General features: G+C 52.8%; 23 protein-coding genes. 13 read left to right on the forward strand and 10 right to left on the reverse strand.

Going from position 1 to position 20,876, the window contains the following annotated elements; genetic code table 11:
* Positions 1–77: 77 nt before the first annotated feature.
* A complete protein-coding gene (locus E0L21_RS17205) occupies positions 78–824 on the reverse strand; it encodes a MipA/OmpV family protein (protein ID WP_131411599.1) in 747 nt (248 codons plus the stop codon).
* A 343-nt stretch (positions 825–1,167) separates the two neighbouring features.
* On the opposite strand from E0L21_RS17205, the gene E0L21_RS17210 reads away from it, so the two are divergent.
* From E0L21_RS17210 to E0L21_RS17240, 7 genes are all read left to right on the forward strand, one after another.
* Positions 1,168–2,307, forward strand: a complete 1,140-nt coding sequence (locus E0L21_RS17210) for a D-alanyl-lipoteichoic acid biosynthesis protein DltD (RefSeq protein ID WP_131411601.1) — start codon at positions 1,168–1,170, stop codon at positions 2,305–2,307.
* A gap of 126 nt (positions 2,308–2,433) precedes the next feature.
* Complete coding sequence (locus E0L21_RS17215; RefSeq protein WP_131411663.1) at positions 2,434–3,552, forward strand: membrane-bound O-acyltransferase family protein; 1,119 nt, start codon at positions 2,434–2,436, stop codon at positions 3,550–3,552.
* On the forward strand, positions 3,549–4,982 hold the full coding sequence (locus E0L21_RS17220) for an AMP-binding protein (protein ID WP_131411603.1): 1,434 nt from the start codon (positions 3,549–3,551) through the stop codon (positions 4,980–4,982). Before E0L21_RS17215 ends, E0L21_RS17220 begins: the two co-directional genes overlap by 4 nt.
* 16 nt (positions 4,983–4,998) lie before the next feature.
* Complete coding sequence (locus E0L21_RS17225; protein WP_131411605.1) at positions 4,999–5,220, forward strand: acyl carrier protein; 222 nt, start codon at positions 4,999–5,001, stop codon at positions 5,218–5,220.
* 491 nt (positions 5,221–5,711) lie between these two features.
* Positions 5,712–7,646 (forward strand): protein kinase YeaG, encoded by a 1,935-nt coding sequence (gene yeaG, locus E0L21_RS17230; RefSeq protein WP_131411607.1) that lies wholly within the window; start codon positions 5,712–5,714, stop codon positions 7,644–7,646.
* Between the two features lie 66 nt (positions 7,647–7,712).
* On the forward strand, positions 7,713–8,993 hold the full coding sequence (locus E0L21_RS17235) for a YeaH/YhbH family protein (protein ID WP_131411609.1): 1,281 nt from the start codon (positions 7,713–7,715) through the stop codon (positions 8,991–8,993).
* 396 nt (positions 8,994–9,389) lie between these two features.
* On the forward strand, positions 9,390–9,887 hold the full coding sequence (locus E0L21_RS17240) for a YbaK/prolyl-tRNA synthetase associated domain-containing protein (protein WP_131411611.1): 498 nt from the start codon (positions 9,390–9,392) through the stop codon (positions 9,885–9,887).
* 14 nt (positions 9,888–9,901) lie between these two features.
* On the opposite strand, the gene E0L21_RS25540 is transcribed toward E0L21_RS17240, so the two are convergent.
* On the reverse strand, positions 9,902–9,997 hold the full coding sequence (locus tag E0L21_RS25540) for a small membrane protein YoaI (protein WP_456237421.1): 96 nt from the start codon (positions 9,995–9,997) through the stop codon (positions 9,902–9,904).
* Positions 9,998–10,213: 216 nt separating this feature from the next.
* Here E0L21_RS25540 and E0L21_RS17245 point away from each other — a divergent pair, with 216 nt between their 5' ends.
* On the forward strand, positions 10,214–10,660 hold the full coding sequence (locus tag E0L21_RS17245; RefSeq protein WP_131411613.1) for a DUF441 domain-containing protein: 447 nt from the start codon (positions 10,214–10,216) through the stop codon (positions 10,658–10,660).
* Here E0L21_RS17245 and E0L21_RS17250 read toward each other — a convergent pair.
* The 5 genes from E0L21_RS17250 to E0L21_RS17270 form a co-directional block, all read right to left on the reverse strand.
* Complete coding sequence (locus E0L21_RS17250) at positions 10,640–11,335, reverse strand: amino acid ABC transporter permease (RefSeq protein WP_131411615.1); 696 nt, start codon at positions 11,333–11,335, stop codon at positions 10,640–10,642. The two genes, E0L21_RS17245 and E0L21_RS17250, sit on opposite strands and share 21 nt — an antisense overlap.
* Entirely contained in the window at positions 11,325–12,083 is a 759-nt protein-coding gene (locus tag E0L21_RS17255) for an amino acid ABC transporter permease (RefSeq protein ID WP_131411618.1), read from the reverse strand. The genes E0L21_RS17250 and E0L21_RS17255 overlap by 11 nt, the downstream gene beginning before the upstream one ends.
* A complete protein-coding gene (locus E0L21_RS17260) occupies positions 12,083–12,904 on the reverse strand; it encodes an amino acid ABC transporter ATP-binding protein (protein WP_131411620.1) in 822 nt (273 codons plus the stop codon). Before E0L21_RS17260 ends, E0L21_RS17255 begins: the two co-directional genes overlap by 1 nt.
* Before the next feature lie 2 nt (positions 12,905–12,906).
* Positions 12,907–13,731 (reverse strand): ABC transporter substrate-binding protein, encoded by an 825-nt coding sequence (locus tag E0L21_RS17265; protein ID WP_131411622.1) that lies wholly within the window; start codon positions 13,729–13,731, stop codon positions 12,907–12,909.
* Between the two features lie 203 nt (positions 13,732–13,934).
* Positions 13,935–14,720: an AraC family transcriptional regulator gene (locus E0L21_RS17270; protein WP_131411624.1), complete on the reverse strand. Its 786-nt coding sequence runs from the start codon at positions 14,718–14,720 to the stop codon at positions 13,935–13,937.
* A 99-nt stretch (positions 14,721–14,819) separates the two neighbouring features.
* Between E0L21_RS17270 and E0L21_RS17275 the strand changes: the two genes are divergently transcribed.
* A complete protein-coding gene (locus E0L21_RS17275; RefSeq protein WP_131411626.1) occupies positions 14,820–16,001 on the forward strand; it encodes a CynX/NimT family MFS transporter in 1,182 nt (393 codons plus the stop codon).
* Between the two features lie 77 nt (positions 16,002–16,078).
* On the opposite strand, the gene E0L21_RS17280 is transcribed toward E0L21_RS17275, so the two are convergent.
* Entirely contained in the window at positions 16,079–16,786 is a 708-nt protein-coding gene (locus E0L21_RS17280) for a CTP synthase C-terminal region-related (seleno)protein (RefSeq protein WP_131411628.1), read from the reverse strand.
* A gap of 154 nt (positions 16,787–16,940) precedes the next feature.
* Between E0L21_RS17280 and E0L21_RS17285 the strand changes: the two genes are divergently transcribed.
* Both E0L21_RS17285 and E0L21_RS17290 read left to right on the forward strand, forming a co-directional pair.
* A complete protein-coding gene (locus E0L21_RS17285) occupies positions 16,941–17,438 on the forward strand; it encodes a DUF523 domain-containing protein (RefSeq protein ID WP_131411630.1) in 498 nt (165 codons plus the stop codon).
* 2 nt (positions 17,439–17,440) lie between these two features.
* On the forward strand, positions 17,441–17,788 hold the full coding sequence (locus E0L21_RS17290; RefSeq protein ID WP_131411633.1) for a DUF488 domain-containing protein: 348 nt from the start codon (positions 17,441–17,443) through the stop codon (positions 17,786–17,788).
* Here the strand turns inward: E0L21_RS17290 and E0L21_RS17295 are convergent.
* The gene (locus tag E0L21_RS17295) at positions 17,785–18,090 is read right to left on the reverse strand and encodes a hypothetical protein (protein ID WP_131411635.1); all 306 of its coding nucleotides are present in this window, start codon (positions 18,088–18,090) and stop codon (positions 17,785–17,787) included. The two genes, E0L21_RS17290 and E0L21_RS17295, sit on opposite strands and share 4 nt — an antisense overlap.
* Before the next feature lie 93 nt (positions 18,091–18,183).
* Positions 18,184–18,417 carry a putative hemolysin gene (locus E0L21_RS17300; protein WP_131411637.1) on the reverse strand — a complete coding sequence of 78 codons (234 nt, stop codon included), beginning with the start codon at positions 18,415–18,417 and terminating at the stop codon, positions 18,184–18,186.
* Between the two features lie 461 nt (positions 18,418–18,878).
* Between E0L21_RS17300 and E0L21_RS25495 the strand changes: the two genes are divergently transcribed.
* Both E0L21_RS25495 and E0L21_RS17310 read left to right on the forward strand, forming a co-directional pair.
* Entirely contained in the window at positions 18,879–18,932 is a 54-nt protein-coding gene (locus E0L21_RS25495; RefSeq protein WP_071925284.1) for a hypothetical protein, read from the forward strand.
* A gap of 98 nt (positions 18,933–19,030) precedes the next feature.
* Positions 19,031–20,863, forward strand: a complete 1,833-nt coding sequence (locus tag E0L21_RS17310) for a sensor domain-containing diguanylate cyclase (RefSeq protein WP_131411639.1) — start codon at positions 19,031–19,033, stop codon at positions 20,861–20,863.
* The last annotated feature ends 13 nt before the right edge of the window (positions 20,864–20,876 follow it).

Raw genomic sequence — 20,876 nt, forward strand, 5'->3', positions numbered from 1 at the left:
CTAAACGTTTCACCGTAAAGCAAAACAGGGCCAATGGCCCTGTTTTATTGCACAGATCGCGCTATTCAACTGCACAATCAGAAGCGGTAAGTCACCCCGGTGGACAACAGTCCGCCCCAGGATTTATCCACCATCGGACTGTCTTTGATCTCATCCGACAAATGGGTGTAACGACCGGCACCGTACACGGTCCAGCTATCCGTCAGACGGTAGCTGACCGTCAGCTCCAGATAAGGGCTCCAGCCATTATCCGGATCGTAGCTGTTCAAACCGCTGCGACGTGCTTCGGAACGCGACACGCCATAATAGTAGTTATTCAGGTTAGCGCTGGCCCATTCAACACCAATGCCCGGCGTGAGGCTCAGCGCACCGTTGTTGTAGTTGTACAGCCAGCCGATATCCCACATAACACCATTGCTGTTATCCAGCACATCGCCCGCGAGGGTGGTGCGCAGGAAACCGTAATCGGTATTGTGGACGTAGGAAAGCCCCGCCATCATTGTCCCTTTACGGCGATCCAACTGACGTAGCTGACGATTATCGCTGTCTTTTGGTTTGAACTCCCATGGCGAGTAAAACGCAGTGATAGAGAGTTTATCCGCCGCATCATTCCACAGGTAATAACCGCCACCTAAGCCGCGAAACCAGAAATTATCACTCTCATAGGTGATAACAGGAATCGGCAGGACACGTTTATCATACTGTTTATACGGGGATTCAACGACGCCCACGCCAGCGCCCAGTGAAAAGGTATTTTCTGCATTTGCTGCAAAAGCGCAGGACGCGGTCAGCACGCCCAGTGCCACGAGTTTGATTTTGGTCACAGTCCTTTCTTTCCTGTAGTCAAATAATTGGCGCATGAAGTTTAACCGCCCGCGACATCCTACCCAAATTTTTTTACCTAAACATTACAAAAAAATCGAAAATTCTGGATAACGCGTAGCCAGCCACAGCGGGTGCGAAAAAATGCTTTCGCACCCTGTTCATCAAGCCTCTTCGACCATTTCTGGTAATAAATAACACGCTGTACATACCGTTACACGGCAGTGCTCATCATCCGTCATAAGGCTGGTATATAGTGTCGCGGAAACAGAGATCAAATTTGTCTGTTACGTTAAAAAACAACATATTTTAAACAAATGAATATCAAGTAGTTTTAATTTTATAATGAAAATCAAAAATACTTTCTGCCTACATTTCCTGATGGCACTTCTCGCCATCCTGTTCCTTTGCGTTCATCCGCTGGTGACTCGCTTTGATCCACCGCTTAAATTCCAGCCGCTGATTAAAGCAATGGACGGCACGGCAAAAGAGCAGGCGGAAAAAATAGCCACTATTTCTCATGCCCTAAAGGGTAATGCGATTTTTTTCATTGGCGCATCGGAAGTCGCCACCTCAGAAGATGAACCTTACGCTGTATATAATTACCTAAATAATGATTTACATCGTAATGTTGTTGCATTTGGCGACAGTTTTGATGATAGCGTCACTCATTTTCTTCTGCTGTCTCGCTTTAAGAATGACCTTAATGCAAACAGTAAAGTCGTTTTGCTGCTGGCGCCCGATAGTTTTTATTCAACCGGCGTGCCTCCGGCTATTTTTGCGAATAATTTTCCGGCACCGGTTTTTAATCCATTGATGGAAGATGCTCAAACGCGCCCTTTTCTGGTCAACTACTTACGCCATATCAATAAAAAAGAGACCAGCCATTTAACGTTTGAGCAAATGAAAATTTCCGGCTGGGACCTGGACAATATCTGGCAGGAAGTTAGCTACGAATTTGCTAATTTCTGCACACTGATTAAAAACGACTGGCTGGCGATGCTGGATGTTGAAGCGTCGCCTGCACGCCCCTGGCCTGTGCAACCCGCCGTCGACATCACACCGAACTGGGAACACGAACTGGCCCACGCCCGCGAACTGAACGAGGCGCGCCAGGAAAGCGCTGACACCTTGTGGATGGACAAAACGGTTTATCAACCCGGCGAAAAGCCAGAAGTGTGGGACGATTCGCCCGTTGAGCCGGAACAGTTAAAAGCGTTTCGCGCCATGATCAAGTTGCTGAAAGAGCGCCACGTTCAGGTGGTGGTAATTATTGATGCAATAAACCGCCGTGCGGTGCAAAACCCTGAGCTCGTGCAGCCTGCGGTGACGCAGACCACCGCCATCCTGAAAGAAAACCAGATCCCCTATTTTGATATGTACTCCATGCCCTATCAGGACGGCTGGAACTGGGATCGTCTGCATCCCACCGATCTGGCATGGGTACCGATGGACCGCTTTATTCTTGAGAGTTTTAAACGATGAAATACGCTATTCGCCTGTTTTTCCTTTATCTCTTACTGGCGGTCACCGTTGTTGCGTGGTCCTCTGTTGATGAAAGCATGAATTTAAAAGTGCACTTTGAATATCAAAAGTTCTGAGGAATGAATGATGTATAGCTCCGGAACCTTTTTCTTTTTTCTCTTTTCTTCGGCGTTATTGTTTGCGCTGGTTAACCGCGTGCTGCGCTATCGGTTAACTTACTTATCCGCTTTTTCCGTGCTGGCGGCGTTTGGCTGGGGATATATATTTCAGGGCGACTATATCGTCCCGGTTGCGGTTTTTATCAGCTTTTATATTCTCGTCACCTTAAAAGAGAAAGGCTGGTTAAAAACCTGGCAGGCGGTAAGTTTAACGTTAGTGCCATTGTTTGCAGTGAAATTACATCTGAATAACCATTGGGGCATGATTGGCTTATCTTTTATGACCTTCCGCGCCATTGATGTTTTGCTCTACCGCAATAAAAAAGATGGCAACAATGTATTGCACTACTTCTGTTACCTGTTTATGCCGTTTATTATTCTGGCTGGTCCAATGTACCGCTGGCGGACATGGATAACGGATATTAATAAACCGGTGTTTACGCTCACGCGTGAGCAATTTCTCATTGCCGCAGAGCAAATTTTCACCGGCATCGTGCAGAAGTTTTTATTCGCCATGCTGGTCGATAACCTTGTGATCCAGTCCTGGAGTAATCGCCCGTTTACATTCAGCGTCGGCGTTGTTATGTCGCTGGCCTACAGCGCCTACCTCTATTTTGACTTCGCCGGTTACAGCAATATGGCTATCGGTGCTGCTCGCCTGTTTGGCCTTAATGTCCCGGCAAACTTCAATATGCCGATTCTGGCGAAAAACCCGCAGGATTTCTGGCGTCGTTTCCACATCAGCCTTTCAGAGTGGCTGCGCGATGTGGTGTTTATGCCGATTTATATGAATTTAATGAAGCTCGACTTTTTCCGTCAGAACAAAACGCTGGCGCAGAATATCGGTATTTTCTGCACGCTGTTTTGTATGGGGGCATGGAACGGGCTCGAACGGCACTATGTCATTAGCGGCGCACTGTTTGGTGCCATTTCCGTTGCACACAACATGCTGCTGTGGTCAGCCAAACGCAGCCCGGCGCTGAACCGCTGGCTGCAATATCCAACGATTCTCTTTTTGGGACGCCTGTTAACGCTGGCAAGCGCTGCGGCATCTCTTTACATTTTTAGCGGAATGTCACCCCTATGAACCTACACTCTGAACTCCAGGCGCTGCAGGATTTCCTGCGTGCGGCATTACTCGATCCCGCCCGTCCGTATCAGTTAGCGATAAGCGGCAGCGACGAAGCACTAAACTGGCAACAGCTCTCTGTCGCGGTGACGGACTGGGCCCTGCGCTATCAGCGCAGTCAGCCTGAAGCCATGACACCCGTAGTGTTATATGGCCACCAGCAGGCAGAATTCGCGGTAGCCATCTATAGCTGCCTGCTGCATAACATTCCCTACATTCCGGTAGATTGCATCTACCCGCAGGAACGGCTGAAAGAGATTTGCCATCTCGCCAGCGCGCCCTATTACTACGACGTGGCGACTCGACAGTTTGTGGCGACCGGTGAAACCGGCCAGCCGCTCGCGGAGCCGGATCTCGCCTATATCATGTTCACCTCTGGCAGCACGGGTAAACCGAAGGGCGTGCAGATTGGGCGTGAAAGCGTATGGCACTTTATGCAGTGGGTACGCAAGGATTTCGCCTTGCCGGAAGTGCCGGTGCTGATGAACCACGCAGTGTTCAGTTTTGACCTTTCGCTGATTCCCTTGCTGGCGAACCTGGCGACCGGCGGCCATATCGTGCTGAACGCCAAAGAGGATATTGCGGCAGAAAACTGGCTCGAGCGTCTGAAAAGTAACGCGGTATCGGTTTGGGTTTCCACCCCCTCTTTCGCTTACCAGAAGTTGCTCTCGCCGCAGTTCAACAGTGATTATTTACCTGCGCTCAGCGTGTTTGTGTTTATCGGTGAAGTGCTTAACAAAGCACTGGTCAAACAGCTTCGCCGCCGCTTCCCGCAGGCCAAAATCCTCAACTCCTATGGCCCGACCGAAGCGACTATCGCCACCACCGTTGTCGAAATTACGGATGAAATCCTCGCCAGCGACAACGATCTGCTGCCGGTTGGCACCATGATGCCAGAGAGCAGAATGGAGATTACCGCCGAGGGTGAGCTGATTATTTGGGGCAAAAACGTAATGCGCGGATACCTCGGCCTACCGCAAGAGAACGCGGCGAAACTGCTGCGCCGCGAAGGCGAAGCCTGGCGCGGCTACAAAACCGGTGATTTAGGTTATGAAGAGGGGCTTATTTACTGCCAGGGACGCAACGATAGCCAGATCAAGCTCAACGGTTACCGCATTGAAATTAACGAGATTGAAAACCGCCTGCTGGCGATGTCCGGCATTCGTGAAGCGGTGGTATTACCGCTAATGAAAGCGGGCGGCGGCGTACTGCGTATCGCGGCATTCTGCGTAACAAATCTGGCGCCGGACGCGATTAAACACTCGCTTTCACAGGTGGTACCGTCGTACATGGTGCCGTCACAAATCATTATCCAGGAGGCTTTGCCGCTGAACCCTAACGGCAAAATCGACCGTAAACTGCTGGACACCCATGCCCGCAGTAACTGAATACACAGGAAAAATCATGGAACAAGAAATTCTCGCGATGTTTGAAAAGATTTTATCCCGCAAAGTGGGCTTCCACGATGAGCTGATTGAGTCCGATATTCTCGACTCCATCCTCGCCGTCGATATGGTGCTTGAAGTGCAGGATGTTTACGGCTGCATGATCCCGCCGACAGAAGTCGCTAGCGTGCTGAAAACCCCAGCGGATCTCGCACAATACATTGAAGAGCACCGCGGCTAACATGTCGTTTAAAGGTGCCGGGCATTCTCGCCTGGCACCTCAGCTTTCCTTTTGACGGCGACAACCGCCATATAAATCCTGCCTGTCATCATCCTTTAACACAGCTCGCGTACTTCTGTTGTCGATAATCTTTCCGGTCCAATGAAGTGACCATGACGGCGTCACTTTTTCTATACTTGCGATTCCGCACATCCTGTAAAAATTTACCAACATTCGCCCGATGTAAAATGTTGGCATTTTCCAACACAGAAACCCCATATTAAATATAAAAAATCCGCATAAATTCCATCCAATAGATATTTAATCTAAATGAAGGGCAAAAAAAGCCCCTCTGCCATCAGAATCTTCTTCAGCGATAACTTGATCAAAGCTGGATACACGCTCATAACAAATAGGACGGAGCATATTTTTTATCCCGTTGGTTTGCGACGCTAAAAGTGGAAAAACTGATAGCTGTACTGTTCCCACAGATTACGAAAGGACGGCACGCCATGAATATATTCGATCACTATCGCCAGCGTTATGAAGCTGCCAAGGACGAAGAGTTCACTCTGCAGGAGTTTCTTGCCATCTGTAAGCAAGATCGCAGCGCCTATGCGAATGCTGCTGAAAGGCTGCTGATGGCCATAGGGGAACCTGTGATGGTAGACACTGCCCAGGAGCCACGGCTTTCCCGTCTCTTTTCGAACCGGGTTATCGGACGCTACCCCGCGTTCGAGGAATTTTATGGAATGGAAGAGGCGATTGAGCAAATTGTCTCTTACCTCAAACACGCCGCGCAGGGTCTGGAAGAGAAGAAACAGATCCTCTATCTGCTCGGCCCGGTGGGCGGTGGTAAATCGTCGCTGGCCGAACGCCTGAAATCCTTAATGCAGCGGGTGCCCATTTACGTGCTGAGCGCCAACGGCGAGCGCAGCCCGGTTAACGACCACCCGCTGTGCCTGTTCAATCCGCAGGAAGATGCACAGATCCTTGAAAAAGAGTACAACGTTCCGCGCCGTTATCTTGGCACTATCATGTCGCCATGGGCCGCCAAACGCCTGCACGACTTCGGCGGCGATATCAGCAAATTCCGCGTGATAAAAGTCTGGCCGTCGATTCTCGAGCAGATTGCGATTGCCAAAACGGAACCGGGCGATGAGAACAACCAGGACATTTCGGCGCTGGTCGGAAAAGTGGATATCCGCAAACTGGAAAACCACGCACAAAACGATCCAGACGCGTATGGTTACTCCGGCGCGTTGTGCCGCTCAAACCAGGGCATCATGGAATTCGTTGAAATGTTTAAAGCGCCGATCAAGGTGCTGCACCCACTGCTGACCGCCACGCAGGAGGGTAACTATAACGGTACAGAAGGCATCTCCGCCCTGCCGTTCAACGGCATCATTCTCGCCCACTCGAACGAATCTGAATGGGTGCAATTCCGTAACAACAAAAACAACGAGGCGTTCCTTGACCGTGTTTATATCGTCAAAGTGCCTTATTGCTTGCGCATCTCGGAAGAGATGAAAATTTACGAAAAACTGCTCAACCACAGTGAGCTGTCCCATGCGCCGTGTGCACCGGGGACGCTCGAAACCCTGGCCCGTTTCTCGATTCTGTCGCGTCTGAAAGAGCCGGAAAACTCCAGCGTCTACTCGAAAATGCGTGTCTACGATGGCGAGAGCCTGAAAGATACCGATCCGAAAGCGAAGTCCTACCAGGAATACCGCGATTACGCCGGTGTCGATGAAGGGATGAACGGCCTGTCGACGCGCTTTGCCTTTAAGATCCTCTCCCGCGTGTTCAACTTCGACCACGTCGAGGTGGCAGCCAACCCAGTACACCTGTTCTACGTACTGGAGCAACAAATTGAACGTGAGCAGTTCCCGCAAGAGCTGGCAGAACGTTATCTGGAATTCCTGAAAGGTTACCTGATCCCGAAATACGCCGAGTTTATCGGCAAAGAGATCCAGACGGCTTACCTCGAATCCTATTCCGAATATGGGCAAAACATCTTTGATCGTTATGTCACCTATGCGGATTTCTGGATTCAGGATCAGGAGTACCGCGACCCGGATACCGGCCAGTTGTTTGACCGTGAATCCCTGAACGCGGAACTGGAAAAAATTGAAAAACCAGCCGGGATCAGCAACCCGAAAGATTTCCGTAATGAAATCGTTAACTTCGTGCTGCGCGCCCGCGCCAATAACAACGGACGCAACCCGAACTGGACCAGCTACGAAAAACTGCGCACGGTTATCGAGAAAAAAATGTTCTCGAACACCGAAGAGCTGTTGCCGGTGATTTCGTTTAACGCCAAAACCTCTACCGACGAGCAGAAAAAGCACGACGACTTTGTCGACCGTATGATGGAGAAAGGCTACACCCGCAAGCAGGTTCGCCTGTTGTGCGAATGGTATCTGCGTGTACGTAAATCATCATAACAACGCACTGGCCGTGCCCTGCGCGCGGCCTGTTGCAAAGTTGGCATACGCAGCGGGAGGGGAACTATGACCTGGTTCATTGACCGGCGTTTGAACGGTAAAAATAAAAGCACGGTTAACCGCCAGCGATTTTTACGCCGTTATAAAGCGCAAATAAAGCAGTCGATCTCTGAAGCTATCAACAAGCGCTCGGTGACCGATGTGGAGAATGGCGAATCCGTCTCCATCCCAACGGAGGATATCAGCGAACCGATGTTTCATCAGGGGCGTGGCGGCTTGCGCCACCGCGTTCATCCAGGAAACGACCATTTTGTGCAAAATGACCGTATCGAGCGCCCGCAAGGCGGCGGTGGCGGTGGTGGCAGCGGCCAGGGCGAAGCCAGCCCTGACGGCGAAGGCCAGGATGAGTTTGTGTTCCAGATTTCCAAAGATGAATATCTCGATTTGCTGTTTGAGGATCTGGCACTGCCGAACCTGAAAAAGAACCAGCAACGGCAGCTTAATGAGTTTAAAACGCACCGCGCGGGTTACACCGCCAACGGCGTACCGGCGAATATCAGCGTCGTGCGCTCGTTGCAAAACTCGCTGGCGCGCCGCACTGCCATGACGGCGGGAAAACGTCGTGAGCTGCGCGAACTGGAAAGTACCCTGGAAACGGTGGCAAAAAGCGAACCTGCACAGTTACTTGAAGAGGAGCGTCTGCGTAAAGAGATTGCCGAATTACGGGCAAAAATTGAGCGGGTGCCGTTTATCGATACCTTTGATTTACGCTACAAAAACTACGAAAAACGGCCGGAACCCTCGAGCCAGGCGGTGATGTTCTGCCTGATGGACGTTTCTGGCTCAATGGATCAGGCGACCAAAGATATGGCCAAGCGTTTTTACATTCTGCTCTATCTGTTCCTGAGCCGAACCTATAAAAACGTCGAAGTCGTTTATATCCGCCATCACACGCAGGCGAAAGAGGTGGATGAACATGAGTTCTTCTACTCGCAGGAAACGGGCGGCACCATTGTTTCCAGTGCCCTGAAATTGATGGATGAAGTGGTAAAAGAGCGTTACGACCCGGCGCAGTGGAATATTTACGCCGCGCAGGCGTCGGACGGTGATAACTGGGCGGACGACTCACCGCTGTGTCACGAAATCCTGGCGAAGAAAATCTTGCCGGTGGTGCGTTACTACAGCTATATCGAAATCACCCGCCGCGCACACCAGACGTTATGGCGCGAGTACGAACACCTGCAAACGATGTTCGATAATTTCGCTATTCAGCATATTCGCGATCAGGAGGATATCTACCCGGTATTCCGCGAGCTTTTCCATAAACAAACGACATCCATCAGCTAACCTTCCGCAGCCGGTAACCCTTCCGGCTGCGTCTCCTCATTGATCCTCAGAGAAAAAACGTGTTTAACCAGTCAAATGGATGAATTGCCGTACAAAATAGCGGCTATTTACCCCCTTGCCTGCACGTAAATATGGCAAATTAATTCCATCGAAGCATTTGTGGCACGGCGGGCGTAGATAACGTTTTCGCCGGTGCTGTTGCGCTCAGTTCAGCCTTATGAACGCATTGAGCCTGGTAGCGTAAGGCTACCTTTTTGAAAAGAAACTAACAGTACACACAAAAAGCGTTGTTTGTAGTGCTTGTATTTTTTCGCCGCCTCTTCAGGCGGCATTTTTATTTTCATCTCCCGGCGCGTGAATTATTCTTCATCTTCAACGTTTTTATCGGGAGCGAACATGTCTGAAATTGCCAGCCGTAACGTCCACCAACATTTGATAAACCTGCTTGAACAACAAGACGCACGCTTTCGCGTCGTTGAACACGAGGCCGTCGGCAAGTGTGAAGCCGTCAGTGAAATTCGCGGTACCGCGCTGGGCCAGGGCGCGAAAGCGCTGCTGTGTAAGATCAAAGGTAACGGCGTGAAAAAGCATGTGCTGGCGATCCTGGCCGCCGATTTACAGGCCGACCTTTCCCGCTTAGCGCAGCACTTTGGTGGCAATAAAGCCTCGCTGGCAAGCCCGGCGGAAGTGGATGAATTAACAGCGTGCGTATTTGGCGCGATTCCTCCGTTCAGCTTTCACCCGGATCTGCACCTGGTTGCCGACCCGGTACTGTTTCAGCGCTTTGATGACATTGCGTTTAACGCCGGGTTACTGGAGAAATCGGTGATCATGAATACCGGCGACTATCTGCGCATTGCTCGCCCGGAGCTAGTGGATTTTCGCCGCGAATAACGCGTTTATGCGACTTACCAGCCGCTTCTTTCCAGCATCAATACGGAAATCACCAGCCCGGCGGCCAGCGTGAAGAACAGTGCGGTGAGAATCAACACATCTGAAGGCATGATGGTAACTCGCAATGGCCTGGTATTTCACCGGGCGGAGCCACATTCATATCTCTGAATTATGAATTACGGATGACAATTCAACTGACTTTTGATTAAAAACCGCCCTTCACTTCTGGCAACTGCCTGAAAATATCTGCCTGCATGAAAAAAACCTGTTTCATCATCGGTTTATGCGTAGAGTAAACAGGTTTCTTTGTTGGCAAGGAATTTCTGATGTTTGATACCACGCTGTTTATTCTGCTGGCGCTCGCGGCGCTGGGTTTTGTCAGCCACAACACCACCGTTGCTGTCTCCATTCTGGTGCTGATCATTGTGCGCGTCACACCGCTCAATACCTTCTTCCCGTGGATTGAAAAACAGGGGCTGACCGTTGGCATTATTATCCTGACCATTGGCGTGATGGCGCCAATTGCCAGCGGCTCATTACCGCCCTCCACGCTGCTGCACTCGTTTGTGAACTGGAAATCACTGGTTGCGATTGCGGTTGGCGTTTTTGTCTCGTGGCTGGGCGGGCGCGGCGTAACGTTGATGAGTTCGCAACCCTCGCTGGTGGCGGGATTACTGGTCGGTACCGTGTTGGGTGTGGCCCTGTTCCGGGGCGTTCCGGTTGGGCCACTGATTGCGGCGGGGTTAGTTTCGCTACTGGTTGGCCGGCAGTGAGTTACGCCGCTGCCACTGTTTGACGGCAAATTCCAGCGCGCTGCACAGCAGGTAATAGACCAGGCCAGTAAAGACGAACAGCGCGGCAGGATACACCTGCACCCGATTATTCACCTGACCTGCGACAGTCGTCAGTTCCGGGACGTTGACAATAAACGCCAGCGACGTGTCTTTCAGCAGCGCGATGAACAAACCGATATACGATGGCAACGCGTTGCGTAACGCCTGCGGCAGCAGCACCAGCCGCAAGATTTGCGCACTGCCAAACCCGCTACTGAGCGCAGCTTCATACTGCCCTTTCGGCAACGCCCCAAGCGCGGCAAGCGTCGAATACATCACCGCCGCCGAGGTAAACCACGCCAGCGCCAGCGTCACGGTGACCGCACCGGGAAGATCGGTCCCGGTTAACCAGGGCAGTAAAAACCACAGCCAGAAGATAACGAAGATCAGCGGAATGCCGCGAATCAGCTCCGCCCAGAGAAAGAGCACCTTGCGCGGCCAGCCGCGAAAACGCCACGCGCAGCACGCCAGCAGCACACCACCGGGAAACGCCAGTACCGCTGCACCGACGGTCATCAGCAGCGATAACAACACACCACCAGGCTCGCCCTGCGCCGCTCGCCCCCACAGTAAATAGTCGAGGTTGTCGGTAATCACGGTGATATTAGCGATCATGTTGCACCTCCGCTGCACGGCGCAGCGCCCGCACGTTGCGCGGCAGGTTAAACAACACGCTCATCACCAGCCCCAGCAGCAAGTAGAGCGCGCTGCCAATGGCAAACGCCTCCAGGGCGTGGGCGTTAAAACTCTCGATCTGCCGGGTCTGGTAGGTTAACTCCCCCAGACCAATGCCGGTCGCCAGCGAAGAGAGCTTCATCAGATTCAGATACTGCCCCACCACCGGCTGCCAGGCATTCTGTAACCCCTGCGGCAGCAGCACCCAGCGGAACAACGCCAGCGGGCTAAAGCCCTGCGATTGCGCGGCTTCAACCTGCCCACGCGGCACCGCGTGCAGACCCGACTGGATCTCTTCAACCAGAAATGCAGCAGTAAACAGCCCCAGCGCCCAAGCCGACGAGAGAAACTCTGGCGTAAACCACCAGACATCGCCCGGCAAAATGCTGAACGCGTGGTCGTCGTTAACGTACTGGCGGAAACTTTGCGGCAGCACATTCCAGGCGGCGAAATACCAGAACAACAGCTGCACCAAAAGCGGTGTATTGCGAAACAGCGACACCCACACCGCCACCACGCCTCGCCCGATTTTGCCACCGGCCAGGCGCAGCGCCAGCAGCAGTACTGTCAATACCGTCGCCAGCACGGTTCCCGCCACGGTAACCCAGAGGGTGGTAAGAACACCGGAAGTGATCCATTGGGCGGGCTGCCCGGTAAGCACGCCCGCCCAGTCGAGATGCAGCGCCATCACAACTCCTTGTTATCTGCGTGCAGCGGGTTGAGCACTTTCTGTAAAAAGCGCTGTGCGCGCGGGTGCTGCGGTGCAGAGAAGAATTGCGCCGGTGCTGCCTGCTCAAGGATTTCGCCCCCGTCGATAAAGATCACGCGGTCGGCAATTTCGCGGGCAAATTGCATCTCATGAGTCACCACAATCAGCGTGATGCCACTGTGCGCCAGCAATTTCATCACCTGCAACACTTCGCCGATCATCTCCGGATCAAGCGCCGAAGTTGGCTCATCAAACAGAATGATATGCGGATCGGCGGCCAGGGTTCGGGCGATTGCCACGCGTTGCTGTTGCCCGCCGGAAAGCTGCGCCGGGTAGTGATACGCTTTATCCTGCAAGCCAACGCGCGCCAGCAGTGCCAGCGCGATGGTCTGGGCTTCGGCAGCGGTTTTGCCGTGGATACGGCGTAACGCCAGCGTAATGTTATCCAGCGCATTGAGATGGGCATAAAGATTAAACTGCTGAAAGACGAAACCGACATGGCGACGCAGCTCACGAAGCTGCCGACCTTTCAGTTGGCTGGTCGGCTGACCATCAACATAGATCTCCCCGCCGCTCAGGGTTTCGAGCTGGTTAATCAAACGGATCAGCGTTGATTTACCGGAACCTGACGGCCCGCACACCGCCAGTACTTCCCCGGCGGCAACCTGTAAATCAATCGACTTTAGTACCACGTTATCGCCGTAGCGTTTGCTTACCTGGCGGAACGCTACCGTGCCTTTTGCAACGGACAACGCCTCCGTGGCATCAGCCACAGAGGCGGAAAACAGACCTGCCAGCATAGTTACTTCGCTTCTATGGTAAAGCTGCGTGGAGCGGGCGTTTTTGTTTGCGGACCAAACCAGGTGTCGTAGATTTTTGCCGCGTCGCCGCTTTTCTCAAGGTTTACCAGCTCAGTATTAACCGCATTAAGCAATGCGGTTTCACCTTTGCTGACGCCGACGCCAATCTCCTCTTTTGACAGCAAATCCGGCAGGATTTTGAATTTCGCTTTGTCCGGCGCTTCCGCCAGCAAACCAGCCAGAATAGTGCTGTCCTGGGTAATTGCCTGCACATTGCCGTTACGCAACGCGGTCAGCGCCAGCGGGATGTCGTCATAAGCCAGCACGCGAGATTGCGGGAAACGCTGGTGCAACGTTTGCTCGCCGGTGGTGCCTTTCACCGCGCCAATGCGCGCTTTGCTGTAGGCGTCCAACTTGTCGGCCGCAGAAGCCGGAACGAGGAATTGCTGGCCGGTGACAAAGTACGGCGTCGAGAAGTCGATCACCTGCGCGCGTTCCGGGGTGATGGTGATATCCGCAACGATCAGATCCACTTTGCCGGATTGCAACAGCGGAATGCGGTTCGCCGGATTCGTCGCTACCAGTTGCAGTTTTACGCCGAGGCTTTTTGCCAGCGCTTTGGCAAAATCGACGTCATATCCCACGATATCATGCGATTTCGGATCGATTGCGCCGAACGGCGGGTTAGCGTCAAACGTCGCCACTTTGACGACGCCAGCGGCTTTGATATCTGCCAGTTTGTCGGCATGAGCGGAAAAAGAGAGTGCTGAAAGCAGCGCCAGGGCGCTGATTGCGCCTATTTTTTTCGTGTGTAATGAGGTTGCCATGCTAATCCTTATGTCCTGTTATTGTGTTAATTCAGCGCTAAAGTCACACAACCTTATTCATCAGACAAATATCAAAAACGGCATTGAATATCTGAAAAAGTTATTAAAAACAAACACCCCATACTTACTACTTATCTTTCCCTCTCAGCCAGGATAAACACGCCAAACCCACACAAAAGAAACGGAATAGAAGGCAGAAAATGTTACGCCTCACCGAGCGCTGCCAGGTAACGCCCCGGCGTCTGCCCAAGCCCTTTTTTAAACATGGTGATAAAGGCGGTGGTTGAGTCATACCCTAACGCCTGAGCAATGTGCTGCACCGAGTGGCCGTCAATTAATAACCGTAGCGCGAGGATCAGTTGCATCTGATGCCGCCAGCGACGAAAGCTCAACCCCGTTTCCTTGACCATCAGCCGCGCAAGGTTGCGCTCGCTCATGGCAAACACCTGCGCCCACTGCGCCAGTGTTTGCCTGTCTGCCGGGTTGCTTTCCATGCTGTCGACCATCTGGCGGATTTTCGGGTGTGCGGAAACCGGTAGCTGCAAGTGCATTTGCGGCTGTGCTGGCAGTTCATCAAACAGCACCTGCACCAGCCGCTGGGTGGCGGGTTGCCGCCGCTGGGCTGGCGTGCGCGTGGCTAATGTGAGGATCAACTCGCGTACCAGCGCCGACATTTTGAGCGTGCAACAGTGCTCCGGCATGACCACCGACCAGGGCTCAACAAACAGAAAACAGAGCTGCGCATTCGCTGTGGCGCGGTTGCTGTGCAAAACCTGCCCCGGAAGCCACATCGCATGGTGTGGTGGCACCATCCAGCGGGCATGTTCGACCTCGCAGGTAATTGCGCCTTTCAAGGCCAGAATGAGTTGCCCTTTGCGATGGTGATGCGCCGGGATCAATTGTTCACTCTCATCAACAGTAATGCTGAACGCCACCGCCATTTCCTGCTGGCTATCTGGATCGTAGCCGCCGAGCCCAAGTCCGTGCATTAATTTGTCCGAATTTAGCGATAAAGTGTCATTCTAGCTTGATTCCAACAGCGGCAAAAAACGTTATCGTAGTGGCCTGTTATTTTTTCAGAGAAGACAATGATTACCCCCCTTCCCTCCCGTGGTAAGCAAAGCGTACTGCTGATTACCGGGATCCTGATGATTGCCACCACGCTGCGTGTCACCTTTACTGGCGCAGCGCCGCTGCTGGATGTCATTCGCACGGAATATGGTTTAACCACGGCGCAAACCGGTATGCTCACCACGCTGCCGCTGCTGGCTTTTGCATTGATATCCCCCCTGGCGGCCGGGGTAGCGCGCCGTTTCGGCATGGAACGCAGTCTGTTCGCAGCGATGGTGCTGATTTGTCTTGGCATCGCCATTCGTTCTCTGCCCTCATCGCTGCTGCTGTTTACGGGGACAGCGATCATCGGTTGCGGGATCGCGCTCGGCAACGTGCTGCTGCCGGGGATAATAAAACGCGACTTCGCCCAGCATGTGGCGAAACTGACGGGCGCTTACTCACTCACCATGGGCGCAGCGGCGGCGCTCGGCTCGTCGGTCGTTGTGCCGCTGGCGCAACACGGTGCGGGCTGGCATGGCGCACTATTGATGCTGATGATCTTTCCGTTACTGGCACTATTGCTGTGGCTACCAAGATTGCGCCACGGCGCACCTGCGACACTCAGTCACTCCGGTGCGCTGCATAACCGCGGGATCTGGCGCTCCTGGCTTGCCTGGCAGGTCACGTTGTTTTTAGGGATCAACTCATTAATCTATTACATCGTGATTGGCTGGCTGCCGTCGATTCTGATAGCCCAAGGCTTCAGTGAAGCGCAGGCGGGTTCTGTACACGGCATTTTGCAACTGGCGACGGCAATGCCGGGCCTGCTGGTGCCGCTGGTTCTGCACCGGCTAAAAGATCAGCGCGGTATCGCTGTCGTGGTCGCGCTGCTGTGTGCCGTCGGTTCGTTAGGATTGTGGCTGGTGCCGGAACATGCCACGCTCTGGACCCTTGTTTTTGGCTTTGGCTCCGGTGCGACGATGATCCTCGGGTTAACGTTTATCGGGCTGCGCGCCAGCTCCGCTCATCAGGCAGCCGCGCTTTCCGGCATGGCGCAATCGATCGGCTACCTGCTGGCAGCTTGTGGGCCGCCGCTAATGGGGAAAATTCACGATGCCAGCGGCAACTGGCATCTTCCGCTGCTGGCGTGTGGTGTTTTATCAGTCATCATGGCGGTTTGCGGGGCGTTTGCCGGACGCGAACGCGAAATGATGTGACGTAGACAAATCCCTCACCACCTCTTCAGACGGTGGTTTAAGGGTGACAACAAAAACAGGCCCGCAGGCCTGTTTTTTTATTCACAAGCCGCACGCAGCATCGCCTGTACCAGCGGCACTGGACGCCCTGTGAGCGCCGCACGTTCATGCTGGAACAAGGTGGCGACAAAAAACGGGTGCGTCACCAACTCCACGGCACGGATTTCTCCGTCTTCATCCCAACCGGTAACACGCAGATCGCCGCTTTCCAGCTCGCGGGCAAACTCTTCTGCTACGCCAAAGCTGCACCGATAGGCTTCCTCAATCAGCTCACGACCGTAAGCATGGGCAATTAACGTGTTAGGCCGCAGCTCAATAGCACCATTTTGATCCACCAGCGCACAGGTCAGCGGCGTAATCACCATTCGGCCGATGTTTTCCGTCTCGGCGTGCGCCGCATCTGCCCAGCCCAACACATTACGGGCATATTCAATGACCGCATGCTGGAAGCCGCCGCAGGTGCCAAGGAATGGCACCGCGTTTTCACGCGCGTATTTAATGGCGATAAACGCGCCATTGGCATTTTTATAGGGGCTTCCCGGTACAACCCAGATGGCGTCATAGCCAACCAGATCTTCATCGCTGTTGATTTCGCTGGTGGGTAACCAGTCGTAATCAGCGGTAATTTCCAGCACGGCGGCGGCATCATCAATCGCCAGAGGGATCGCCTGATGCGCGACAACGTCGTGGTTGTAATCGCCGACCAGCGCGATGCGTAATGTTTTTTTCGGAGGAATGTGATGCATGAAAGTGTCCTTATGCCGGAGCAGATAACGAATAACATAAGGAATATCACACTAGCTGTCTTTTAATGTAATCACAACACATTAAAATCAGCAGGCATATATCATGCAAAATTATGAAAAAATACCTTTCCGGCAATGCATTATGGCGAACACTATGTACCAAACCAAAATTCTCGTCAGTGCGTGTCTGATGGGCTTCAAAGTCCGTTACAACGGCAGTGCGAAAATAGCGCTGCCGGAGACGCTGCAACGCTGGCAGCAGGAAGATCGTCTGGTGATCCACTGCCCGGAACTGGCGGCAGGTTTACCCGTACCGCGAAAACCGGCGGAGATTGTCGCAGGTCACGGCGCAGACGTGATGCGCGAACAGGCGCGGATTGTTGAAAATGATGGGCGGGACGTTACCGCACACTATCAGTTAGCCGCCTGGCTGGCGCTAGAGGCTGCGCAAAACGCGGGGTGTCGCGCAGCGCTGCTCACCGATGGCAGCCCCACCTGCGGCAGCCAGTTTATCTATAATGGAACCTTCAGCGGCACGCGGCGGCAAGGTATGGGCGTAGCGGCCGCGCTGCTGGAAGAACACGGCATTCGCGTCTTTTCCGAGCGGCAATTATCGGCGCTGGCGGCGTGGATTGAAGAGAGGGAGAGGTAACCATGATCCAATGCAAACGGGTGTATGATTCCGCCGCCGATGACGACGGCTACCGGGTGTTAGTCGACAGGCTCTGGCCGCGCGGCATTAAGAAAACGGATTTGGCCTTTGATGAATGGAACAAAGCGCTGGCACCGTCAACGGAACTGCGCAAAGCGTTTCACGGCGAAGCTATTGATTTCGCCGCGTTCAGTGAAATCTATCGTCAGGAACTTGCCGCACAGGAAGCGGAAGGGAAAAAGCTGGCGGCCCGCGAAAAGAAAGGCACCGTCACGCTGTTATACGCGGCAAAAAACACTGAGCAAAACCAGGCGCTGGTGCTGGCGCAATGGCTACGCTCGTTGAATTAACTGATTACGCGCTCGCGAACATCCAGGGGTTCGCTGTCCGGCTGCAGCGGCATCAGATGTTCGGCGCGCACAAACGCGAACCCGTGTTGGCCATCAAAAGCGGTCACATCGCCGGTTACCAGCCACAGCGCACGCGCGGCATTACGCGGCATTTCCGTGACCACACCGTTCACCGGGTTAAGAAAACGCTCGCCGGGCTGACACAGCCCAAAAAGCTCAACAGATTTGCCAATATTGCCACGACCATTGGCGGTTTGGGCGCCGATAATTAAAGCCGGGCTGCCCGGACGTAACTGGAACATGCTTCTCTCATGCGCTCCCGCGCCAGTTAAAAAATAGGATAATTCTGAGTGAGAAGTGTACCCTGGCGACCCGGCGATTGTCACGCAGTGCAATTACGGGTGGTCGCGCCGCCACAGCGCCCATTCATCAATCACCTCGCCACCCGGCAATTTACACTCTGTGCGTACGCCCTGCGGGCTTTGCACAGGCACGCGCTCGCCGCCCCGCTGCTGGCAATAAACCGCCGCCGGGTTTGCCATACCGATTTGTGGGTGGCGGGGAGATTCAGGTTGTGAGGAAGAACACGCCGCGAGAACAACGGGTAACGCCAGTAACCAATAACGCATCTTTTTTTCCTTAAATCGCCTGTAAACCGCTTTCCAGCATAGCCACGCGGCAGAGATATCTCCATGATTTCTCCATTCTTACTGCACTTTCAGCGGGTATAGTTAGCCTCGTTCTCACCCATGACCAGAGAACATCATTCCGTAATCAATGAGTTTTTGCCCCGCTTCATCAACGGGGCTTTTTTTCGTTATTGCCTGCTAATTTTTAGCGCCAGCTCGCCACGATATGTAAAACCCTCTTTTTTCATGATTTAATGACGCGCCCTGGATGTTTTTAGCATCAATGAAGCGATGTATTAATTTAAAAAATAAAGAAAAAAAACACTTTATTCGTCTCGATTAAGTGTATCTCTGTGACGTGAAGACTTGAGAAAAATCTCATTTTCTTCTATTTCTTATACAATTGATTTCTGGCGATTATCGCCAGCAAAGGAGTTTTCGTGAGAAAGACAACCATCATTATGCTCGTCGTGGCGGTTATTGCTGTGGCCGGAACCCAATTCGGTTGGTGGTAATTGCGCGTCAGGATTTTTATTAAGCCGTAAGCCTAAGCGCATGATGGAGTCATCTGAACAGAACACCACCATCTCATTGATTTGGGCAGGAGCTCGCTATGTTCACTGGTCTCAAAAAAAGCGAAAGCAAACGGCTTGCCGCTCTGGAGCTGCTGAGTAAGGAAGACAAATCCCGCGATGCAGCGCTAGCCGAATTTGCGCGTCTGGCTTGTGAGGTGATGGGCGTTGAAGGATGCTTTATCACAACATTTGACGACGAATTTCAATATATCAAATATGTTAAGAATATCCCGATTGAGCACGTCAAAATTCGTATCGAACAGACCATGTGCCAATATTCGCTGCACGGTTGCCAGACCGTTATTAGTTCTGATACCCGGCTCGATGAACGATTTAATCATCAACCTTTGGTAAAAAGCGGAAATATTCTTTTTTACGCTTCAGCACCAATGATAAATAAAGAAGGCACGGTGCTGGGCACGTTATGTGTCAGTCACCCTGAAATCTATACGCCGACATCACGGCAGATAACCAATTTCCACCGCGTCACTGCACTTGCCACCGTTTATCTTGAATCTTGCTATACCATCGGTTTGATCGATGCCCTCACCAGTTTACCGAATCGCCAGTTTCTGGTGAAAGAGATGGAGCGGTTAACGCTGGAAAAGGCGAGCGGCAGCTACGCCCTGATGATTTTTGACTGTATTGATATGCCGCGCGCGTATGAATTATCCCGCTACCTGGGCGTGGAAGCGCTGGAGAAGATGCTCCGCAGTTTTGGACCACTGCTGCGCTTGCGCTTGAAGCTGAAAGAAGAAACCACGCTGTATGCTTTCACCACCGGTCGCTACGCTGTATTGGTGGATATGGACTATGCGTTGACGCTGGCAAAACGGGCAGAAAAATTGCCCGGAATACAGGCGAAAATCACCGGCGATATCGATATCAATCTGACTATTCACGCAGGCTATGTGCAATTTTCGCCACAGGAAGATAACGTTCAGGAGATTGTGCGTCAGGCCATCAGCGCCCTGCATGAATCGATTCGCGAAAAGATTCGGGTGTTGCAGTTCAACCCGATTCTCGATCACAAGCGGAATAAAGATTTTAAACTGCTCTACGATCTCAGCGAGGCAATCAAAGCCACCGATCAACTCTACCTCGTTTTTCAACCCAAAATTTCGCTGCGTTCTGGCAAAACCGAAGGCGTGGAAGCGCTGCTGCGCTGGAAGCACCCGGAACTGGGCCAGATCTCACCAGCAGTGATTGTGGCGCTGGCGGAAAAAACCACGTTGATGTCTGATTTGACGCAGTGGGTGATCAAGCCCGTGATTTCTCAGCTTCAACAATGGAGACAGCAAGGTATTCTGCTGCCGGTGTCGATTAACGTCACGGTCAGTGATTTTTCGCGCCCCGGATTTGCCGATGAGCTGGAACAGAACGTACTGGCCGCCGGGCTGTACACGTCGGATCTGCGTATTGAATGCCTGGAGACGGAGAAAGTGCTGGAAAGTGACCCGGCACTCGAAGAACTCGACCGTTTAAAATTGCTCGGCTTTACCATTTTGCTGGATGACTTTGGCGCAGGATACAGCAATATCAGTTACTTACGCCGCATCCCTATTGATGTGATTAAGCTCGACCGTTCGCTGGTTAGCCAGGTCACCACCGACACCGGCAGCCGGATTATCGCCCGTAACGTCATTATGATGCTCAAAGAGTTGCATTATGTGGTGCTGGCGGAAGGGATTGAAGATCTGGAAACCGCGCGAATGCTTGCCGAGTACGGCTGCGATGAAGCCCAGGGCTATCTGTTCTCACGCCCGTTGTCGCCCGAGGAGATCCCGGCCTGGCTCGCGGATAACAAACCGTTCCGCTTGTTGTCGAAGATCGCGACAGAGCTGCAGCAGCAACATTTGTACGGTTCGTAATGCCCACAAATTA

This window comes from Kosakonia quasisacchari (assembly GCF_004331415.1).
GTDB lineage: Bacteria > Pseudomonadota > Gammaproteobacteria > Enterobacterales > Enterobacteriaceae > Kosakonia > Kosakonia quasisacchari.